Raw genomic sequence first — 20448 nt, forward strand, 5'->3', positions numbered from 1 at the left:
GGTCATCGATCGGCGGACCGAGCTGCCGGTGAGGTGGCCAGATACTGCACTGCCTGCGCCGTCGACCCTTCCTGGGAAGGGTGATACGTGCTCTTGAAGTAACGAAGCGATGCCTTCACCATCGACATCGGGGTCGGAAACAGACCAGCTTTGGCCACTCGACGAAATTCCCGGAACGACGGTGTGCGCTGCTTGGGTGGAAGGTGCGCCAGCGTCGGATCCTGGCTCATCAGATAGCGAACGCCGCGGGTCCAGAACCACACGAGGGTGGGTGCGATGACGACGTAGGTACGAATGCGACGGGCCGGGCGGACGTCGAAGTAGCGCATCACCTCGTAGGCCACCGATCGATGCTCGACCTCCTCGGCTCCGTGCCACCGCAGCAGATCCAGCATGATCGGATCGACGTCGGCCTCGTCCAACTCCGTGGCGTTGAGAACCCAATCACCCAGGAACGCCGTCAAGTGCTCGGCGGCGGCGATGAGGGCGAGACGTTCGACCAGGCTGTTCTGGCCGTGACCGGACCTGTTGCCGAGGGCGCGGCCGAAAAGGAACTTCATCTGATCGACGTACGGATCGACATCGATGCCGTGCGCCCGGAGCTGATCGTGGACATCGGTGTGCGCCTGGGCGTGCATGGCTTCCTGACCGATGAATCCGATCACGTCGTCGCGCAGTTGATCGTCGTGGATGAGCGGCAGCGCTTCCTTGAACGTGCGCACGAACCATTCCTCGCCCTCGGGCAGGAGTAGGTGCATCACGTTGATCAGGTGCGTAGCGAGTGGGTTGCCGTCCATGTAGTGCAGCGGCAGAGATTCCCAATCGAACTCGACATTTCGCGCGTGCAGAATGACACGGTCTTCGGGGGTTCCGTCGACATCGACGGCCGCTGTCGATGCTTTCTTCGTTGGTGCAGACACAACTTCTCCTCGTCCGATGGCCGCGTAGAACATCTTCATCGATCCCCCGACCGCTGAGTGTCGCGAATCACGCTACGCACATCGACCATGTCACAGCAACACTGGCCCCAACATCTGTTGAGGATCACCTGGACCAGTCGGTTCGGAAAGCCATCGTTGGGACGTATCACTATCCGTAGGTGTCGCGCGGGCCCCGTCCACGTACGTGACGCTCTCCTTTTCTCCAGCTCTGGGTCGTCGGACCGGTGATGCGCAGCGACGTCACCACACCGTGACCGACGGCGGCTGCGATCTTCGCCAGAATCTGCGACTGCATCAGCCTCAATTGCGTCGCCCACGCCGTGGACTCCGCGGAAATGCTCAACACGCCGTCCTTGAGACCGGTGGGGTCCGCGTGAGCCGAGATGTCCTCGCCGACCACGCTGGGCCACCGGCCCAGCACCGCGCCCTCGGACACCTTGGCCGACCAGCCGCGCTTGGACGCGATCGAGTTCGCCAGCGCCCCGAACGCCTGGGGATCACGATCGTCCGGCCCGGCTCCCGACCAACCGCGTCTACGACGCCCCCGCAGTGCTCTGACTCCACCGGTGGGCGAGGACCGTCCCTGTCCCACCGATTTGCCACTGGCCTTGGCTGCGGCGCGGGCATCTTCGAGTGCTCGACGCGCCAGATCGACGCCTTTCAGTTCCGGTACCTCACCGTTGTCGGTGGGAGTATCGCCGTCGTCGGTCATCGATCCTCACTCTCCGAACGTGCGATGTCGATATCGTCCGACAGATCCGAGATGCGCGAGATACGTCCTGCAGCACCGGAATCCGAGCTCTGCGTCGCCTCGACCCCGTAGCGCCTGGCATCGAGTTCGGGAGGTACGTCCTCCGGTACCGCCGCCGTGATGAGGACCTGCTCTGCGCCGGCGGCGACCGTCGCCAACGCCGCGCGCCGCTTGCGGTCGAGCTCGGCGAACACGTCGTCGAGCATGAGAACCGGGTCCGTACCGTCCTCCCGCAACAACGCAAAAGAACCGAGCCGCAACGACAGTGCATACGACCACGATTCACCATGGCTGGCAAAACCTTTGGTGGGTTGATCGCCGAGCATCAACTCCAGGTCGTCGCGGTGTGGACCCACCAGACATACACCGCGCTCGATCTCGCGCTGTCTCATCACCGAAAGTTGATGCAGGAAAGCAGCTTCCAGCACCTCGGTGTCATCGGGTTCGGGGGCCCGATCGGCATCGGAGAATTCCGGCGGGAGCGCATCGGCCAGACTGCACCGATAGGCAACGGCAGCCAACCTCGATTCCGGCGCGATCGAACTGTAGGCCTGTTGCACGAACGGCATCAGCTCGTGCACCAAAGCTATTCTGGCAGCGAGTAATCGAGCTCCGTGCGCCGCGAGATGACCGTCCCAGACGTCCAGGGTGGCAAGGGCACTCGCGCCGTCGCTCGACGAAGATCCGCGGCGCAGCGATCCACTCGCCGTCTTGAGCAGAGCCGACCGTTGCCGCAGAACCTTGTCGTAATCGGCACGGACAGTGGCCATTCGAGGAATACGAGTGGTGAGCAGCTCGTCGAGATAGCGTCGTCGGTCGCCGGGATCGCCGCGTACGAGCGAGAGGTCCTCGGGAGCGAACAGCACACTCTGCAACACGCCCAGGATCTCGCGTGGGCGCCGCAGCGGTGACCTGTTCATCCGAGCCTTGTTGGCCCTGCCTTCGAGGAGCTCGACATCGATGATCAGTTCGCGACCGTGATTGACCACAGCACTGCCGACGAATGCCTTGGCCGCTCCTGCCCGAATCATGGGAGCGTCCGAGGACACACGATGCGAGGACAACGTCGACAGATAGTTGAGGGACTCGAGCAGATTGGTCTTGCCGTGTCCGTTCGGTCCTACGAACACGGTCGAGCCCGGTCCCAGGTCGACGGTGAGGTCGTCCCAGGATCGGAAATCGTGTAGCTGCAGAGACCGGACGAACACTTACTCGGTGTTCTTCGGCGCCGGGGCGCGCAGGGTCTCGTCGGCATCGGCCTTCTTGACCGCATGCCCGCCGAACTGGTTCCGCAGTGCCGAGACAGCCTTCATGGCCGGCGAATCCTCTTGCCGCGATGCAAATCTCGCGAACAACGCCGCAGAGATCACCGGCGCGGGGACAGCATGACGAATCGCTTCCTCGACGGTCCAGCGGCCCTCACCGGAATCCTCGGTGTACCCGGAGATCTCGCTGAACTCCGGATCCTGACCGAGCGCTTCGACCAACAGATCGAGCAGCCACGACCGCACTACCGTGCCCTTGCTCCAGGCCCGCAGCACGCCTTGCACGTCCTGCACGAGTTCTTCGGCTTCGAGGATCTCGTAACCCTCGGCATAGGCCTGCATCAACCCGTATTCGATGCCGTTGTGCACCATCTTGGAGTAGTGGCCGGCACCGACCGGACCGGCGTGCACGAAACCGTCCGCGCGCTCACCCTCGGGACGCAATGCGTCGAAGATCGGCATCGCACGAGCAACGTGCTCGTCCTGGCCGCCGACCATCAGGCCGTAACCGTTCTTCAGGCCCCAGACACCACCGGATACTCCGGCGTCGATGTAGCCGATTCCCTTGGCGTCCAACAGCTCTGCGTTGGGCTTGTCGTCGGTGAATCGAGAGTTGCCGCCGTCGATCACCAGATCGCCCGGCTCGAGCACATCCGCCAGACCGGTGATGGTGTCGCGGGTGATCTTGCCCGACGGAACCATCACCCACACCACACGAGGCGCCGTCAGCGACTGCGCCAGGCCTGCCAGTGACGGAGTATCGGTCACCTCGGGTCGGGGGTCGTAGCCGATGACCTCGTGACCGTGCTCACGCAGTCTCTCGCGCATGTTGAAACCCATTTTTCCGAGACCGACCAAGCCCAGCTGCATGATGAGGCGTCCTTGTCTGTGTCAGGTGCGAAAGTTCCCGCGAGTTCAACAGTAACCAGAGCGGATCAGCCCGGCAGCCTGACCGGCATCAGCAGGTACGTGTACTCGGACTGCGGCGCCGCGAACTTGCCTGCGTCATCGGGCACGAGTTCCTCGTCCGAGGTCGGCCGCAGCACTGCGGGCCGGCTCGGCGTCGTGAATCCGAACGTGACCTTCTCGCTGTGCAGCGACGACAGGCCGTCGATGAGGTAGCCGGGGTTGAACGCGATGGTCAGAGCCTCACCCTGGAAATCTGCGGGCAGAGCTTCCTCGGCGCGGCCTGCATCGTCGCCGCCTGCGGACAACAACACGCCCTCGGCGTTGAATTCGAGGCGAACCTGGGCACCACGCTCGGCAACGAGAGCCACGCGCTTGATGGCCTCGATCAGGGACGCGATCTCGAGGGTTGCCACCGCAGTGTGTTCGGCCGGCAGCAACTGACGGAACTTCGGGAATTCGGCGTCGAGCAGACGCGTCGTGGTGCGGCGCCCATCGCTGACGATGCCGAGCAGCCCGTCACTACCGATGGACGAGCCGGAACCGAGAGCGAGTTCGACGGGTGAGCCGGAGTTACCACCGAGCGTTTTCGCCGACTCGGACAGGGTCTTGGCCGGAATGAGCACCGCGGTGGTGGTATCGGCGCCGGCGGGAGTCCACTCCACCTCCCGAACAGCCAAGCGGAAACGGTCGGTGGCCGCGAGAACGACGTTGGTGCCGTCGATCTCCACGCGGATACCGGTGAGCATCGGAAGCGTGTCGTCCTTGCCCGCTGCAATGGCGACCTGGGCGATGGCCTCGGAGAAGACATCACCGGCCAGCGAACCGGTGTTGTTGGGCAGCTCGGGGAGCTGCGGGTAGTCCTCCACCGGCATCGTGGGCAGTGAGAACTTGGCGCTGCCGCAGTTGACCAGAACGCGGGTTCCGTCGACTGTGACGTCGACCGGCTTGTTCGGCAACGACTTGGTGATATCGGCAAGTAGCTTGCCCGACACCAGAACTCGGCCGGCAGTGGCAACTTCGGCGGAGACCTTGACCTGAGCGGAGACCTCGTAGTCGAATCCGGAGACCGTCAGACCCTGCTCGTCGGCGGCAAGGAGAACTCCACCGAGAACGGGAACGGGCGGCCGGGACGGCAGGCTACGAGCCACCCACGCGACGGAATCGGAAAAATCTTCACGAGCAACGCGAAACTTCAAACTTCCAAGCTCCATCGCTCGGCATTTCCTCTCGTTCGGTGGCGTTCGTCTTCACGATCCGGCGGTGCAACACGATGGATGCCGCTCGAACCGATGCAACGACGAGTGTGGCACATCCAGCGCAAGCACACCGTATGCCCTCCGAACCGAAGACGGAAGCGCGAGGGTCTCGCCGAAGTTGGGATTCGGGTGTTCTCGAGGGGCCTGTGAACGGATCGTTCCCCAACACCTGTTTTCAAAGAAGTTCTTTCAAGGAGAAAACAGAAGTATTAATAGGTCCTGTGGAATCTGTGCACGGACCGATCGATCCGCTGGTGGCCGAGCGTGGTGTCGTGGGGATGAACTCGGGACCAATTCGGGGTTGACGAACCGCTGCCTGTGGACGAATCACATCGGTGCACAGGCGCCCACACTCCATCCCCAGAACTTCGATGTTGTCCACATGGTTATCCACAGGTGTGAATCAATGGTCGACGCCTCGAAAAATCACCGAATCCGCGTCGAGAATCGGTCCGCGAAACGACGAGAAAAGTAGGACGGCACCGAACCCGCAATGGGATTCGGTGCCGTCTTCTGCGTTCGCCTGTGACCGGTCGGCTACCTCTTCGAGCGCTGCTTGATCCGCGCTGTCAGCTCCTGAACCTGGTCGTACACCTTGCGACGCTCGGTCATCTCCTTGCGAATCTTCTTGTCCGCGTACATCACCGTCGTGTGATCGCGACCGAATGTCTGACCGATCTTGGGCAACGAGAGATCGGTGAGCTCGCGGCAGAGATACATCGCGATCTGCCTGGCCATGGCCAGTGCTCTGGCCTTGCCCGGCCCACACAGGTCCTCGATGGAGGTGTTGAAGTACTCCGCGGTGACGGCCATGATCGTGGCCGCATTGATCTCCAGACTCGACGAATCGGGGATGAGATCACGCAGAACCACCTCGGCCAGAGTGAGGTCGAGTGCTTGTCCGTTGAGCGATGCGAAGGCCGTCACTCGAATGAGGGCGCCTTCGAGCTCACGAATGTTGCGTTCGATTCGGCTGGCGATGAGCTCGAGCACGTCGTGCGGCACATCGAGCCGGTCCATTCGAGCCTTCTTGCTCAGAATGGCGATACGCGTCTCGAGCTCGGGTGGCTGCACATCGGTGATCAGGCCCCACTCGAAGCGGGTACGAAGCCGCTCCTCGAGCGTGGCCAACTGCTTCGGCGGACGGTCGGACGAGACGACGATCTGTTTGTTCGCGTTGTGCAAGGTGTTGAAGGTGTGGAAGAACTCCTCCTGGATGCCTTCCTTGCCCTCGATGAACTGGATGTCGTCGACGAGCAGCACGTCGGTTTCCCGGTAGCGGCGCTTGAACGCCACCTTGCGGTCGTCACGAAGACTGTTGATGAAGTCGTTGGTGAATTCCTCGGTCGAGACGTACTTGACGCGCATGCCCGGGAACAGACGCTGCGCGTAATGCCCGGCCGCGTGCAGGAGGTGAGTCTTGCCCAGACCCGACGCCCCCCAGACGAACAGCGGGTTGTAGGCGCGCGCAGGTGCTTCGGCGATCGCCACCGCGGCCGCGTGCGCGAACCGATTGGAGGCACCGATGACGAACGTGTCGAAGGTGTACTTCGAGTTGAGGCTGTTGGCACCCGAGGACGGCGGCGTCGAGTCCGGAGGTTTCGTGAAATACGTCGGCCACGAGTTCTGGACGCTGGCAAGGGCCTCGCGTTCGTCGTCGACCTCTTCGTAGTCGGCCGTCTCGGAATCCGACGGCTCGTCGTCTCTGCTGGTCAGGACGCGGCGCCGGTAGGTAGGAGAACTGACGGCATCGGGGTACGTCGATCGCTCGGACTCGATCTTCTCGTCCTCCGGAGCGGAGATACGCACTCCGAGTCCCTCGACACCCTGTCCCAGGTGACGCCCGAGGGCACCGAGGATGGGCTCGCGAAGATCTCGTTCGATCGCTTCCTGCGCGAACGTCGACGGAACTGCGAGCAGCGCGAACCCCTGCGTCAAGGTCAGCGGTTTGACCAGCGCGAGCCAGGCCTTCTGGCCTTTGGTCAGCGGGGACCCACTGTGTCGGTCGGATGTGAGCTCCGCGACCACCTCGGGCCAGATGCGCGCGAGCGCATCCGGATCGTCGTTCACGTTGGGCCCTCCGTCGTCGAGCATTGGTCTCGGCGGTGTTCGACGCGTGAATTCGCGCGCCGTTTCGTACCCGCGCGGCAACATCGTCGGATAGCGTCGTCGTTCGTGCGTCGCTACGGCCGAGACCAGGGTCCGTGGATGGACCCCGCAAGGTACGAATATGCCACCTGAACTGTGTTTCCACACAATTATCCACAGGTGTGGATAAACGACACCGATGTGACCCCAGAACGCGTTGGGGCGCGTGCTATGGCAATTGCGCCAGTCTGACCTGCATCTATGCCGACTGTCTGTAGTGCGATCGGACGACTTGTGTCGCAGAGCGCAGTTGTTCGGCGGCGATTTCGGCGAACATCACACCGTCGGTGGCCGGAAACCGGCACTGCCTGTGTATGAACGTCGGCACCGACCGCTCGAGAGCGAGTTTGACCGGCGGTGACTCGATCAGTACTCTCGAACAGTCACCCAATAGCGAGGTGGCCGATGCTTGCTGGCTGCTTACAGTCTGTGTTCACTCGGATTTCTCGCTCGGGAGGCAAGCAAGTCCATCCGGACTCGCTAGGAACCTTTCCAGCAGGCGCCGACAGATCGGCGTCTTTTCAATCTCGAGGAGTGTTGACCGTGGCCAAGGGCAAGCGGACGTTCCAGCCGAACAATCGCCGCCGCGCGCGCGTTCATGGCTTCCGTCTTCGTATGCGTACCCGTGCGGGTCGTGCAATCGTTTCCGCACGTCGCGGCAAGGGCCGTAAAGAACTCACAGCCTGATATCTGTTCGTCCGAAGCTTGGAGCTCGGGATGCTTCCTGAGCCGAATCGACTACACCGAGCACGTGATTTCTCCGTAGCGGTGCGTCGAGGACGCCGAATGGGTAGATCGGATCTTGTGGTTCACGCCGTCGTGCGTGACGAACAGGACATCGCATCGACCGTTCGCGGGCCACGATTCGGATTGATCGTCAGCAAGGCAGTCGGGCCGGCCGTAACTCGTCATAGAGTTGCGCGCCGGCTTCGGCATATCTGTACCGACGTCATCGGTGAGCTCCCCGAGACCACCGACGTGGTGATCCGTGCATTGCCCGGAGCCGCGCGTGCGTCCTCGGCAGATCTATTGGTTCAACTGCGTTCAGGATTGAAGAAGCTCGGTCTTCTCGAAGCTCCGAAGGGTCCGCCGTCATGACATTCATGGGCAACCTTCGTTCCATTCCTGCTCGAACTCTCGTCTACTTCATCGGGTTGTACCGGACATACGTGTCCCCGATGAGGCCTCCCACCTGTCGCTTCTCCCCCACCTGCAGTGAATACGCCATCGAGGCGCTCCAGGTGCACGGGATGACGAAGGGCTCGTTGCTGGCAGTCGTCCGCCTCCTCAAATGTGCTCCCTGGCACTCTGGAGGCTGGGACCCGGTACCCGAACCCGGTAGGTGGCGCGCGATCGTCACCGAACCGACCGAAACCGAAGAACACCACGATCTCGCGCGAGTGGAAGAACAGAGGAGTACATAGAGCCGTGCTCGACTTCATTTACTACCCGGTTGCCTGGATTCTCTGGGTGTGGCACAAGGTGTTCGGCTTTGTGTTCCAGGATCCCAGCAATGGGTTCGCCTGGGCACTGTCCGTCGTCTTCCTGGTCTTCACCCTCCGCCTGATTCTGTACAAGCCCTTCGTCAAGCAGGTCCGCACCACGCGGCAGATGCAGGAGCTGCAGCCGCAGATCAAGGCTCTGCAGAAGAAGTACGGCAAAGACAAGCAGAAGATGGCCGTCGAGATGCAGAAGCTCCAGAAGGAGCACGGCTTCAATCCGCTGATGGGCTGCCTGCCGGTGCTGGCGCAGGCACCGGTGTTCATCGGCCTGTTCCACGTGCTGCGCTCGTTCAACCGCACCGGTACCGGCTTCGGTCAGCTCGGGTTGACCCCCGAGGAGAACCGCGAGCTGTCGAACTACGCCTTCAACGTGGCCGATGTGCAGTCGTTCCTGGACGCCCGACTGTTCGGCGCTCCGATCTCGGCGTGGATCACGATGCCGCAGGATCAGCTCAATGCATTCGCGGTGGGCCCCGACGCGACCATTCCGTCCACCTGGGTGATCGCGGCCGTCTCCATCCCGCTGATGATCATCGCGGCCATCATGACGCACCTGAACTCGCGTGCATCGGTTGCGCGTCAGAGCGAGGCGGCAGCGGCGAACCCGCAGTCCGCGATCATGAACAAGCTCGCGCTGTATGTCTTCCCGCTCGGCGTTCTGGTGTTCGGCGCCCTGCTCCCTGTCGCGATCCTGCTGTACTGGGTCAGCAACAACACGTGGACCTACGCGCAGCAGCATCTGGTGTTCGGAAAGATCGACAAGGAAGAAGCCGCGAAGGTCGCAGCGGCGGTGGAGAAGCGTTCCGAGAACGCGCCCAAGCCCGGTGTGAAGCCGGTATCGACCACCAAGCCGAAGCCGGGTGCTCGCCCCAAGCTCTCGAAGATGGCGCCGACGAGCAATCCGTCCACGACGGAGACCGACGAGGGTGTTTCCGGTTCGACGACCGGTTCCGCAACTCCGGCGAAACCGAGACCGCAGGCGAACCGGAACAAGTCGACCAAGCGCAAGCGGCGCTGACCGACACGTCGAGAGAAGGACGAACATGGCAGCGGACGTAGAAGAAGCTCAGAACGACGAAGTACAGACAGCCGGCGCGGTATCCGGAGATGGAGCAAGTGACGTGGTGGTCGAGGCCGATCAGGTGAGTGCAGTCGACGTGGACGCGGACGAGACCCCTGTGGTCGAGAAAACCGAGGACTCGGGCGTCGTCGAAGACAAAACCGACGATGACGACGATGATGACGACGACGAGGATTATCTGGTCGAGGAAGGCGAGATTGCCGGCGACTACCTCGAGCAACTGCTCGACGTCCTCGACTTCGACGGCGACATCGATCTCGACGTGGAGGGTGACCGCGCCATCGTCAGCATCGACGGCGGCGACGATCTCGCCAAGCTCGTGGGCCGCAAGGGTGAAGTTCTCGATGCACTGCAGGAGCTGACTCGGCTGGCCGTTCAGCAGTCGACGGGTGAGCGCAGCAAGCTGATGCTCGACGTTGCGGGCTGGCGTGCGAACCGGCGTACCGAGCTCGGCAACCTCGGGGCCGAAGCAGCGCGTCGTGTACTCGAATCCGGTGAGCGCGAAGAGCTGACCCCGATGACTCCGTTCGAGCGAAAGATCGTGCACGACGCGGTCGCCAAGATCGACGGCGTCGCGAGCGAAAGCACAGGCGTCGAGCCGGCTCGACGAGTAGTAGTCGTCAAGGCGTAAACAGAGCTTCCCAGTCGATGGCCCCCACTTCGGTGGGGGCCATCGTCGTATCCGGATGCAGTCGCATTTCCAGGTGAATGTCATCGATGTAATTTGTGCGCCGAGCAGACGACGATGTTGCCGGTTCGATCGATTTTCTCGCCGATTTACGAGATCCAGCCATCCAGTGCGCTTTCGTCACTGTGACGGCAAAGATGGCGGTGACTCGTCTGTATCGAGCGCACATTGTGCGGAATTGTTTCACGTGAAACGAGCGACATCGAAGTCGTGATCGTCCAAGCCTGTTGCGTCGATAGCAGTGGTGTTTTCGAGGCCGCTAGTTCTAAGCACCTGGCGCTCTCGGCCGACGCGGTGTTCTGTTCTCTGATGAAGTTGCGACATTTGACTGCCGTTCGAGACGGTCCGGAACCGGCGCGGTTTCACGTGAAACACGGACGGCGATGCCGGTTGGGTGCGGATCGAGTTCGGCGCAGTATGTGAAACCGAATTCGAGAGACCCAGCGAAGGATTGGTGACGGCACCGATCGGGCAGGGGCGCCCGCCGACAGTCCGGCCGAGGGTAAACGCGTGCCACAGAACATCCGGCCGTCGCTGTCGGATTCGATGTTGGCAAAGATCGGCGTTGCCGGGCTTCGGCGATAGACAACAGCGAGCCCGGGCTTATGGCTGATCCTCCCGATGACGCGGTGACTCCCCGTCGAACGGTCGTACATAGATCGTTGTGAGGGTCGAGAGAATCGGTCGATGGCTGTAGCCGCGGCGGGAACTCCGCGCGCGGGACGAAGTGCTCGTACCGCGAAGCCGAAGACGAGGCGACGCTGGCGGCGTTGTCGATCTTCGAGAGGGTGCCCGTCGAAATCTCGGCGGACTCGATTCGGGAAATGAGCACGGGCTGACGATGTGCGCTCTGGACAGTCGCACAGGGAGCGATCGCTTAGCGGGCGACTGTGTACAACTGTCGAGCCAGTTGGCCGATCGGCACGAGTGTGGATGCGTCTGGAGTTTGGGTGCAGTAGCTGTGGGCTCTGATCGATCATGAGAACTCGAGACACACCGGCGCGCTCTCGTCGCCGAGTGCATCGGCAGTGAATCCGACCAATCCCGTGTCCGACGCATCGGACACCGTCACCGATGCGATCGAGTCCGGAATGTGGCAGGGCCTCTCCCCCCGCCTGCGTTCGGGATGGAGATCGAGGATGTCCGGAACTGGTATCGCGGCCGAGAGATCTTGCGGTGGGCATCGGCTGCCGGACGGTCGTTCTGGGTTGCCTTCTTGACACAGGGCTGAGCAACGGTGGGCCAGTTTCACGTGAAACATTGTTCTCCAGGATCCGTCTCGTCGAGGTGTAGCGCCACTGACTCTGCTCGTTCGCCGACGGGATGGACCGGTTCCGCTGTATCGGTACGGCGGCGTTGGTGTGGATAGCGCCGGGCCCACTCCGTTGAATTCTGGAGTCCGCCGTGAAATGCGGACGAACCGATCGATTACGTTTGCTCGTCTCCTATCGATCGCCGGATGATTGCCAACCGTCGAAAGAGAAGTTTCACGTGAAACATGACGGGGGCCGGTGCCAGCAGACCTCGAGTCGTCGACGGGATCGGATCGGGCGCGGCTGGATGATCAGCCTGATTCTGATTCGGGCTGTAATCATTGCTTCGAGCGCACGGGCGGCTCGGTCCGCTCGGTCCGGCCGGACGGACTCGACCGAAAACCGAGATGGCTCACCAATCGTGAATTGCTACGCCTAGGTGCGAGAGTCAACCGCACGGCACCCGTGCTGTCGCCAATCCGGGTGTGGATGTCGCGATCCGCCGAGTTACAGCGATGTCGTTTGGCGTTCCGCGCCCGAGCACGGGAAGATGTTTCACGTGGAACAAGAAGGCTCGGATAGCAACCATGTGATGGCCGTGGCAGAACAGATCTTCGGTGATCGACTCGAGTTGGCACGGAGGTATCACGACTCGTTGGCAACGGCGGGCGTGGAACGAGGCCTCATCGGACCGCGTGAAGTTCCACGGCTCTGGGAGCGACACATCCTCAACTGTGCAGCGATCGGTGAGCTCATCGACGAAGGCGAGACCGTCGTGGACATCGGCAGTGGCGCGGGTTTGCCCGGGATCCCGCTGGCGATCGCGCGACCCGATCTGCGCGTGACTCTTGTCGAGCCCCTTCTCCGTCGTACCGTGTATCTTGCGGAGTTCATCGAGGAACACGATCTGAACATCTTGGTGGTGCGTGGCCGCGCGGAACAGCCCGGCGTCAAGAAGGAAGCCGGCGGTGCCGACGTGGTCACGTCGAGGGCCGTGGCGCCATTGGAGAAGCTGGCCAAGTGGTCGCTTCCTCTGGTTCACGAGCACGGCCGGATGCTGGCTCTGAAGGGTTCGAGCGCCGGAGAAGAGATCGAACGCGACCGGACTTCCCTCGCTCGGATGGGTGCTGGCAAGCTGGAGGTAGTGGAGTGCGGAGTGGGCCTCTTGCCCACCCCCACCATTGTCGTCAGAGCGGTGCGTGAGCCGCGGAGACTGAGTCGTCACTGATGTCGACTGCGGGCTCACACGTCCCGCGCTCGACCCGATCGATCGTATTGAACACAGTCAGTTCCGCACTAAGGAGCACATATGTCGGGTGGGTCCGATCCCGCTGTTTCACGTGAAACAGCTACCAAGAAGAACGCCTCTGGTAACTCGCAGAACAAGTCGGGGGTGACGGCCAGCTCCGGGTTCGAGTACACCAATGCGATCTCACCGAACGACACCCCCATCGGCGCTGCGGCACATCGAGCCAGTCAGGTTCTGCATCCCGGATCGGTATCGCTGCCGAAGCCGGCGAAGCGACGCATGCTGACCATTGCCAATCAGAAGGGTGGCGTCGGGAAGACGACGACCGCCGTGAACCTGGCCGCCGCCCTTGCACTGCAAGGCCTGACGGTTCTGGTGGTCGATCTCGACCCTCAGGGCAACGCCAGCACCGCGCTGGGCGTCGAGCATCACTCGGGTGTGCCCTCGAGCTACGAGGTCCTCATCGGTGAGGTGAGTGCCAAGGACGCAGTGCAGAAGAGTCCGCACAGCGACAGGTTGTTCTGCATCCCGGCAACCATCGACCTCGCCGGAGCCGAGATCGAGTTGGTGTCGATGGTCGCCCGCGAAGGACGCCTCAAGACGGCGCTGTCCGTGGAAGAGCTCGCCGGGATCGACGCGGACTTCATCCTGATCGACTGCCCGCCGTCGCTCGGTCTGCTGACGGTCAACGCGCTCGTCGCTGCGACAGAGGTACTGATCCCCATTCAGTGCGAGTACTACGCGCTCGAAGGTGTGGGTCAGCTGCTCCGCAATATCGAACTGGTGCAGTCGCATCTGAATCCCGAACTGCACGTCTCCACCGTGATCCTGACGATGTACGACGGGCGCACCAAGTTGGCCGACCAGGTTGCGGAAGAGGTACGCAAGCACTTCGGGGACGCCGTCCTGCGCGCCGTCATTCCTCGCAGCGTGAAGGTATCCGAGGCCCCCGGGTACGGCATGACGGTGTTGGATTACGACCCCGGTTCCAGAGGTGCGATGAGCTACCTGGACGCCGGACGAGAGCTCGCTGCCCGATCGGCCGGCATCGACGAAGCACGGAAGAAGTAAACAGATGAGTTCGACACGCAAGGGTGGTCTGGGTCGCGGCCTGGCCTCACTCATCCCCACCGGACCTGATGCCGGACCACGCCTCGGCAACGCTGCGGCAGACGTGATCATCGGTGCGGATCGCAACGCCAAGGACCGTCCCGATACGTCCACCAAGCCGAAGCGAACCGCACCCGCAGACGATCTCACCGAGACAGCCACGGCGCCCACTCCGACACCGCCGGTGCTCAGTGGAGACGACCTATCCCCCGTCGGTGCCGTCTATCGCGAGATCGCACCGGACCGAATCGAAGCCAATCCGAAGCAGCCGAGGCACGTCTTCGACGACGAATCGTTGGCCGAACTGGTTCACTCGATTCGTGAATTCGGGCTCATGCAGCCCATCGTGGTCCGTCTCGTATCGGGTTCCGCTGCCGCCGGTGACGCAAAATATCAGCTCGTCATGGGTGAGCGTCGGTGGCGTGCAAGCCAGGAAGCCGGCCTCGAGTCGATCCCCGCAATCGTTCGGGAGACCGCGGACGATGCGATGTTGCGCGATGCTTTGCTCGAGAACATCCACCGGGTACAGCTCAATCCGCTCGAAGAAGCGGCCGCGTACCAACAATTGCTCGAGGAATTCGACGTCACGCACGAGGAACTGGCTGCGAAAATCGGTCGGTCACGTCCGGTCGTCACCAACATGATTCGTTTGTTGAAGCTCCCGATTCCCGTGCAGCGACGAGTGGCGGCCGGAGTTCTGTCGGCCGGACACGCCCGTGCCTTGCTGTCGCTCGACGCTGGGTCGGATGCGCAGGAGTCGTTGGCGGCTCGAATCGTCGCCGAAGGTCTCTCCGTTCGCGCGACCGAAGAGGCCGTCACCCTCGCCAATCGGGAGGACGGAAAGAGCCCGGAACCGGCACCTCGGCGCAAGCCGATTCAGATGCCGGGCCTCCAGGACGTCGCCGATCGCCTCTCGGATTCGTTCGATACACGGGTGACGGTCAGTCTCGGCAAGCGGAAAGGCAAGATCGTGGTCGAATTCGGCTCGGTCGATGACCTTCAGAGGATTGTCGAGATGATGGAAGCGCAGAAGAAAAAGTAGCGGCGAATTTTCAGGACCAGTCATACGCGGTCGAAACGTCACTGTGACGTAGCTCGGTCGAAGACGGTCCTGAAAGTTCGCAATTTGCTCGAAAAGTATTGTTATACAACACATTTGAAAGATTCGCTCGGCTCGACAGGTCAGGTTGTCGGATCGCAGGAGTGGAGCCTGCGGAACGACCGGAGGGTGCAGGAGTGGAGCCTGCGGAACGACCCGTGTGACATCCTTGTCGAGGAGCGGATCGGGAATTCTCGCGTAGAACGAGTGCACGAAGGCTGAGGTAAGCGGTGTCGGCGATGGTGACCGGAGTGACGCTCGGTTCGTTCGAGCATTTGCCGACGCATTCGCGGCGGTGCAGCTTCTGGGTACTCGATCCCGCGTCGGAGAGTTCCTCGGTCGATCTCGAATTCGAGAACGAAGTATGGCTGTCGACCATCATGCTCGAGTGGGGATCGTGTGGGCAGTTGCTGTCCGTGGACGGTAGGACGATCGGCTGTGCGCTCTACTGCCCACCCCGAGCAGTTCCGCGTGCGGGTACGTTTCCGACGTCGCCCGTCAGCCATGATGCAGTTCTGCTGACCCAACTCCGGATCGATTCGCCCGACGACGCCGATATGCATTCGGCCACGTTGATCCAGGCGGTCGTGGGCGATCTCGTCAATCGTGGAGTTCGCGCTCTGGAGGCGTTCGGCATTCGGCGTAATGCCGACGATGCTGCGCCGGTGGTTCCCAACGCCACGGCACAACTGACGTGCTCGGCGTCGACGTGCATGATCGAAGCGGATTTTCTCGAGAAGGTGGGGTTCGAGGTCGTTGCGCCCCACCACAGATTCCCGAGACTACGGCTCGAGCTCGACCGCGATCACGGGTGGAAGCAGGACGTCGAATCTGCACTAGAGCAGCTACTGATCGCGGCCAGCATCTCCGTTGTCGACATCGAGCAGAAGTCGACCGTCGGGGCGCGCTGAGCACGCACCGATCGACGCGTTCACGCGCGATCGGTCAGGGGCGATCGGAGGCAGCGAGTTCCTCGGCGAGCAACTCGGCGAAGGTGAACGTTCCGGTCGGCTGATCGTCTTGACCGAGTAGGTACAGACGCTTGACGGCGATCAGAATCGCTTCGGCGATGATGTCGCGGAACCGCGGGTCGCTGAGGACTTCGACGTCGGATTCGTTGGTGAGGTAGCCGAGGTCGATCTGGATGGTCGGCATGTTGGTCAGGCGCAACAGGTCCCACGTGCGGCCATGGCTGCGGCAGTCCAGAAGCGGTGTGCGAGCGACGATTTCACGCTGCACGTAGCTGGTCAGTACCTGACCGATCATCGAGGTGGATCCGTGCGAGTTTCCGAAGTGGAAGCTTGCGACACCGTTGGCCACGGGGCTGGTGCTCGATGCGCAACGCAACGAGATCATCAGATCGGCACCCCAGGCATTGGCGGTCTCGGCGCGGTCGGCAACCGAAGGATTGGTTCCGCGTGCACGGGACAGGAACGTCTCCATGCCGGTCGCGGCCATGCGGCCCTCGAGCCGACTGGCCAGATCCCACAGAATCTCGGACTCGGAGACCCGGCCGAAAGCTCCGTCGACGATGCGTCCGGTGTCTGCCCCACCGAGATCGGGGTCGATGACGATGCGCTTACCGGTCAACTGCGGTCCGGACTTACGAACGAGTTCTTCCTCGCTCATGGCGTGAGGCGATCCACCGGTGACGCGAGTTCCCAGGAGGTCGAGCGAGCGCAGAGTCGCCGGCCCACAGATGCCGTCCGGGGAGAGTCCGATCTCGCGCTGGAACGAGGAGAGACCCTCGTGTGTGCGGGGACCGAAGTAGCCGTCGACGCGTTCGCTGTAGAAGCCGAGATCCTGGAGTCTCGTTTGCAACGAGGCGACGTCGTCGCCGTACAGCGGAGCGGACAGCTGGTAGATGAGGGTTCGAGCGCCGAGGCGGTACGACGCTTCTTTCAACGCCCGATACGTGGCCGGGCCGACCACACCGTCGACCAGCAGGCCGCGGTGTTGTTGGAAGGCGCGGACGGCACCTCCGAGGGCACCGTCGAACACGGAACCGGGAGCCGTCCAGTGGCCGTCGGCCATCGGACCCGGGGGAACGACCGCTTCGTGAAGAAAGCCGAGTGCCGACAGAGTGCCGCGGACCTCGGCGACGGCGGGTCCGGAATCGCCGTGACTGAGTTCCTGCATCCTCGACAAAGCCTCTCGATCGTTCCGACGGCACTCACACCTTGCGGCTGATGTGCCGATGCCGAAGCATCGGCACATCAGATGATTGTCGCAGAAAGACTGGCTTCCGCTGCAATCCACACTGTGTGCAGGTGAGTCAGATAACGCCTTCGAGGTCCTTGAGCAGCGCGGCCTTGCCCTTTGCGCCGACAATTTGCTTGACCGGCTTGCCGCCCTGGAAGAGGATCAGCGTCGGAATCGACATGACCTTGAAGTCGCGAGCGGCCTGCGGGTTGGCGTCGATGTCCAGCTTGGCGATGGTGAGCTTGTCCTTGTGCTCGGCCGCGATCTCCTCGAGAACCGGGGCGACCATCTTGCATGGGCCGCACCAGGTGGCCCAGAAGTCGACCAGGACGGGCTTCTCACTGGTCAGAACATCGTCGACGAACGACGCGTCGGTGATGGTGACAGTGCTTTTGTCGTCGGACATTTTCTATCTCCTCGATGTTGAAAGCTCGGTGCCTGTCAGGCGTTGACGGCGTCGACCGGTTGGTCGGCGTGTTCGAGCGTGTTGGTGGTGATGTCGCCCTGCTCGGCCAGCCAACGCTCGGCGTCGATCGACGCCGTGCAGCCCGTACCCGCAGCGGTGATGGCCTGCTGGTACACGTGGTCGACGAGGTCTCCGGCCGCGAACACGCCCTCGACGGATGTGGCCGAAGTGGGTGACGCGACCTTGACGTAGCCGCCGTCGTCGAGCTCGATCTGGCCCTTGACCAGTTCGTTGCGGGGATCGTGACCGATCGCCACGAACATTCCGGTCACGTCCAGGGTCGTCTTCTCGCCGGTCTCGGCGTGCTCGAGCGACAGTCCGGTGACGCTGGTGTCGCCGAGGACCTCGAGCACCTTGGTGTCGGTGAGGAAGCGAATCTTGTCGTTGTTCTTGGCGCGCTCGAGCATGATTCGCGACGCACGGAACTCGCTGCGGCGGTGCACGATGGTGACACTGCGTGCGAAGCGAGTGAGGAAGGTCGCTTCCTCCATGGCCGAGTCGCCACCACCGATGACGGCGATGTCCTGATCGCGGAAGAAGAACCCGTCACAGGTGGCGCAGGCGCTGACACCGCGTCCGAGCAACTTCTCCTCACCCGGGATGGACAGGTAGCGAGCCGCTGCGCCCATGGCGAGGATGATCGCGCGAGCCCGGTAGGTCTCGCCGCCGGCAGAGACGGTCTTGATCGGGCCCGTCAGGTCGAGCTCCTCGACGTCCTCGGTTCGGATGTCGGCACCGAATCGCTGCGCTTGCTCGCGCATCTGCTCCATCAGATCGGGGCCCATGATGCCCTCACGGAACCCGGGGAAATTCTCGACCTCGGTCGTGGTCATCAGCGCACCGCCGAACTGCGTTCCCTCGAACAGGATCGGTTCCAGTTCCGCCCGTGCGGCGTAGACACCGGCGGTGTAACCGGCCGGTCCCGAGCCGACGATGATGAGATCGTGAACCTTGGGGGTACTCAATGCAGACCTTCCGATCATGTGCGGCGTGTACGTATCGTCGACAACCGAGTGCTCAGCGCACACGCCGGTCGACATACATCTGGTCAACACCACCCTAGAGGGAGTTGTTCCCCGCTGAGAGATCTGTCAGCCGATATCGCGACGCGTCAGTACGTCGGGGTTGGTGGTGCCGCAGTCGTTGCCCACCGCGAGGGCGATGAACTGTGAGGGCTGTGCACCGGCGAGGACGAGCAGGGTTCCGTCTCGGCCGTCGACGCGCACTCGACTGGATCCGAGCACCGTGGTGGCCGGATCCACATCGTTGGATTGCAGACAGGCAGCGAGGTCGGCCGGGTCGGCCAGTGCTCCCGGGTCGCGCTTGCCGATGATGCTGAACGCGAAACCGGAATCGAGGTCGGCCGAATCGAGCACCAGAGACGAATCCGGAGCCTGCGACGGGTCGGCAGCGATCGATTCGGGTTCGTTCGGGGTGTACAGGACTGCCGCGACGGCAACCGATCCGGCCGCCAGAAGTGCTGCGGCAGCAGCGGTTCCGAGGACGACGCGTCGTCCTCGCGGACGGAGTGGAACGACCACTCCTGCCGTGGAGGCCGATTGCTCGACCGTGTGGATCGTCCGTTCGATCTGCCGGGCGACGTCGGGCGGGATCGACAACGTCCCGGTGGGGTCCTCGCCCATCTCGTGCAGTCGAGCCGAGACGGCGTCGAGACCGGCGAGGATCCGCATCGAATCCTCGTCGAGACGAACCAGTGGCCAGAGTCGTCTACTGACGTCCTCGGGGAGTGCATCCGCATGCAGATCGGCGAGCAGTTCCGGCGAGAACGGGGCTTGTAGAGCGTCGGTGCTCGACGGCACGTTCCTGCCTCCCTTCGCCGAGTCTGCTTTCCCTCTCACAGGAGTTAGACGCGAGAGGGTCAGATTCGGTTCCCCGCATCTTTCAGGTAAGCGAGTTGCGTCGAGAGCTTGAGCCGACCGCGGGCGCATCGACTCTTGACGGTACCGGTGGGAACATCGAGCAATACGGCAGCGTCGGCCACCGAGTAGCCCTCCATGTCCACGATGACGACGGCTGCGCGTTGGTCGGGTGGCAACGTCATCAGAGCTTGCCGAACGAGAATGCTCGTCTCCGTCTCGGAGATCCGGTCCCTGGACGAAACGGGCTCGTGACTTTCGTTCTCGCTCAACGGAACCGACGGCCGTGCCTTATTCCGCCGGATGCGGTCGAGGCAAGCATTGACGACGATCTTGTGCAACCAACTTCGGACTGCGGCGTCGGCGCGAAACGACCCGGCCGTGCGGTGGGCGGAGAGCAGCGCCTCCTGCAGAGCATCGGAGGCGTCCTCGGGCGTGTAGCTGGTGCGTCGAGCCGTCAGCCACAGATGTTCGTGGTGTCGGTAGATGAGCGTGGCGAAGGCGTTCGGCTCCCCGGCCGCATGGGCAGCGAGAAGCTCCGCATCCGTGCGCTCCCCTGGCGCCGAATCGAAACGTTCGGTCATACGAAAACGGCTCCCCCCCGTGTTAACGCATTGGGGGGAGCCTAAGCCATCGAGACCGCGAAGTACG

The 20448-nt window shown here is 62.7% G+C and carries 20 protein-coding genes; 9 read left to right on the forward strand and 11 right to left on the reverse strand.

The window, feature by feature from the left end:
- Window positions 1-2: 2 nt before the first annotated feature.
- The 6 genes from CH251_RS00805 to dnaA form a co-directional block, all read right to left on the reverse strand.
- Window positions 3-920 carry a metal-dependent hydrolase gene (locus CH251_RS00805; RefSeq protein WP_094611640.1) on the reverse strand — a complete coding sequence of 306 codons (918 nt, stop codon included), beginning with the start codon at window positions 918-920 and terminating at the stop codon, window positions 3-5.
- A gap of 169 nt (window positions 921-1089) precedes the next feature.
- Window positions 1090-1653 carry a DUF721 family protein gene (locus tag CH251_RS00810; RefSeq protein WP_094611388.1) on the reverse strand — a complete coding sequence of 188 codons (564 nt, stop codon included), beginning with the start codon at window positions 1651-1653 and terminating at the stop codon, window positions 1090-1092.
- A complete protein-coding gene (gene recF, locus CH251_RS00815) occupies window positions 1650-2900 on the reverse strand; it encodes a DNA replication/repair protein RecF (RefSeq protein ID WP_094611389.1) in 1251 nt (416 codons plus the stop codon). Before recF ends, CH251_RS00810 begins: the two co-directional genes overlap by 4 nt.
- Window positions 2901-3827 carry a phosphogluconate dehydrogenase (NAD(+)-dependent, decarboxylating) gene (gnd, locus tag CH251_RS00820; protein WP_094611390.1) on the reverse strand — a complete coding sequence of 309 codons (927 nt, stop codon included), beginning with the start codon at window positions 3825-3827 and terminating at the stop codon, window positions 2901-2903.
- 65 nt (window positions 3828-3892) lie between these two features.
- Complete coding sequence (dnaN, locus tag CH251_RS00825) at window positions 3893-5077, reverse strand: DNA polymerase III subunit beta (protein WP_094611391.1); 1185 nt, start codon at window positions 5075-5077, stop codon at window positions 3893-3895.
- 582 nt (window positions 5078-5659) lie between these two features.
- Window positions 5660-7192, reverse strand: coding sequence for a chromosomal replication initiator protein DnaA (dnaA, locus tag CH251_RS00830; RefSeq protein ID WP_094611641.1), 1533 nt, complete (start codon window positions 7190-7192; stop codon window positions 5660-5662).
- 621 nt (window positions 7193-7813) lie between these two features.
- Here dnaA and rpmH point away from each other — a divergent pair.
- The 9 genes from rpmH (at window position 7814) to CH251_RS00880 (ending at window position 16163) form a co-directional block, all read left to right on the forward strand.
- Window positions 7814-7957: a 50S ribosomal protein L34 gene (gene rpmH, locus CH251_RS00840; RefSeq protein ID WP_026347786.1), complete on the forward strand. Its 144-nt coding sequence runs from the start codon at window positions 7814-7816 to the stop codon at window positions 7955-7957.
- A 30-nt stretch (window positions 7958-7987) separates the two neighbouring features.
- Window positions 7988-8368, forward strand: coding sequence for a ribonuclease P protein component (gene rnpA / locus CH251_RS00845; RefSeq protein ID WP_037195303.1), 381 nt, complete (start codon window positions 7988-7990; stop codon window positions 8366-8368).
- Window positions 8365-8694 (forward strand): membrane protein insertion efficiency factor YidD, encoded by a 330-nt coding sequence (gene yidD, locus CH251_RS00850; protein ID WP_037195300.1) that lies wholly within the window; start codon window positions 8365-8367, stop codon window positions 8692-8694. Before rnpA ends, yidD begins: the two co-directional genes overlap by 4 nt.
- Before the next feature lie 4 nt (window positions 8695-8698).
- Window positions 8699-9790, forward strand: a complete 1092-nt coding sequence (yidC, locus tag CH251_RS00855; RefSeq protein WP_094611393.1) for a membrane protein insertase YidC — start codon at window positions 8699-8701, stop codon at window positions 9788-9790.
- 25 nt (window positions 9791-9815) lie between these two features.
- Complete coding sequence (locus tag CH251_RS00860; RefSeq protein ID WP_094611394.1) at window positions 9816-10484, forward strand: R3H domain-containing nucleic acid-binding protein; 669 nt, start codon at window positions 9816-9818, stop codon at window positions 10482-10484.
- A 1860-nt stretch (window positions 10485-12344) separates the two neighbouring features.
- Window positions 12345-13022: a 16S rRNA (guanine(527)-N(7))-methyltransferase RsmG gene (rsmG, locus tag CH251_RS00865; RefSeq protein ID WP_094611395.1), complete on the forward strand. Its 678-nt coding sequence runs from the start codon at window positions 12345-12347 to the stop codon at window positions 13020-13022.
- An 81-nt stretch (window positions 13023-13103) separates the two neighbouring features.
- Window positions 13104-14114 carry a ParA family protein gene (locus CH251_RS00870; RefSeq protein WP_094611396.1) on the forward strand — a complete coding sequence of 337 codons (1011 nt, stop codon included), beginning with the start codon at window positions 13104-13106 and terminating at the stop codon, window positions 14112-14114.
- 4 nt (window positions 14115-14118) lie between these two features.
- Window positions 14119-15195, forward strand: a complete 1077-nt coding sequence (locus CH251_RS00875; RefSeq protein WP_094611397.1) for a ParB/RepB/Spo0J family partition protein — start codon at window positions 14119-14121, stop codon at window positions 15193-15195.
- Between the two features lie 287 nt (window positions 15196-15482).
- Window positions 15483-16163, forward strand: a complete 681-nt coding sequence (locus tag CH251_RS00880; RefSeq protein WP_094611398.1) for a hypothetical protein — start codon at window positions 15483-15485, stop codon at window positions 16161-16163.
- A 34-nt stretch (window positions 16164-16197) separates the two neighbouring features.
- Here CH251_RS00880 and CH251_RS00885 read toward each other — a convergent pair whose 3' ends face one another.
- From CH251_RS00885 to sigM, 5 genes are all read right to left on the reverse strand, one after another.
- The gene (locus tag CH251_RS00885; protein WP_094611399.1) at window positions 16198-17391 is read right to left on the reverse strand and encodes an N-acetylmuramoyl-L-alanine amidase; all 1194 of its coding nucleotides are present in this window, start codon (window positions 17389-17391) and stop codon (window positions 16198-16200) included.
- A gap of 136 nt (window positions 17392-17527) precedes the next feature.
- Window positions 17528-17860 (reverse strand): thioredoxin, encoded by a 333-nt coding sequence (trxA, locus tag CH251_RS00890; protein WP_008711582.1) that lies wholly within the window; start codon window positions 17858-17860, stop codon window positions 17528-17530.
- A gap of 35 nt (window positions 17861-17895) precedes the next feature.
- On the reverse strand, window positions 17896-18885 hold the full coding sequence (trxB, locus tag CH251_RS00895; protein ID WP_094611642.1) for a thioredoxin-disulfide reductase: 990 nt from the start codon (window positions 18883-18885) through the stop codon (window positions 17896-17898).
- A gap of 126 nt (window positions 18886-19011) precedes the next feature.
- Window positions 19012-19740: a hypothetical protein gene (locus tag CH251_RS00900; protein ID WP_094611400.1), complete on the reverse strand. Its 729-nt coding sequence runs from the start codon at window positions 19738-19740 to the stop codon at window positions 19012-19014.
- A gap of 59 nt (window positions 19741-19799) precedes the next feature.
- A complete protein-coding gene (gene sigM, locus CH251_RS00905; protein WP_094611401.1) occupies window positions 19800-20381 on the reverse strand; it encodes an RNA polymerase sigma factor SigM in 582 nt (193 codons plus the stop codon).
- Between the last annotated feature and the right edge of the window lie 67 nt (window positions 20382-20448).

The organism is Rhodococcus sp. 06-462-5 (assembly GCF_002258315.1).
In the GTDB taxonomy this organism is placed as follows: Bacteria; Actinomycetota; Actinomycetes; order Mycobacteriales; family Mycobacteriaceae; genus Rhodococcoides.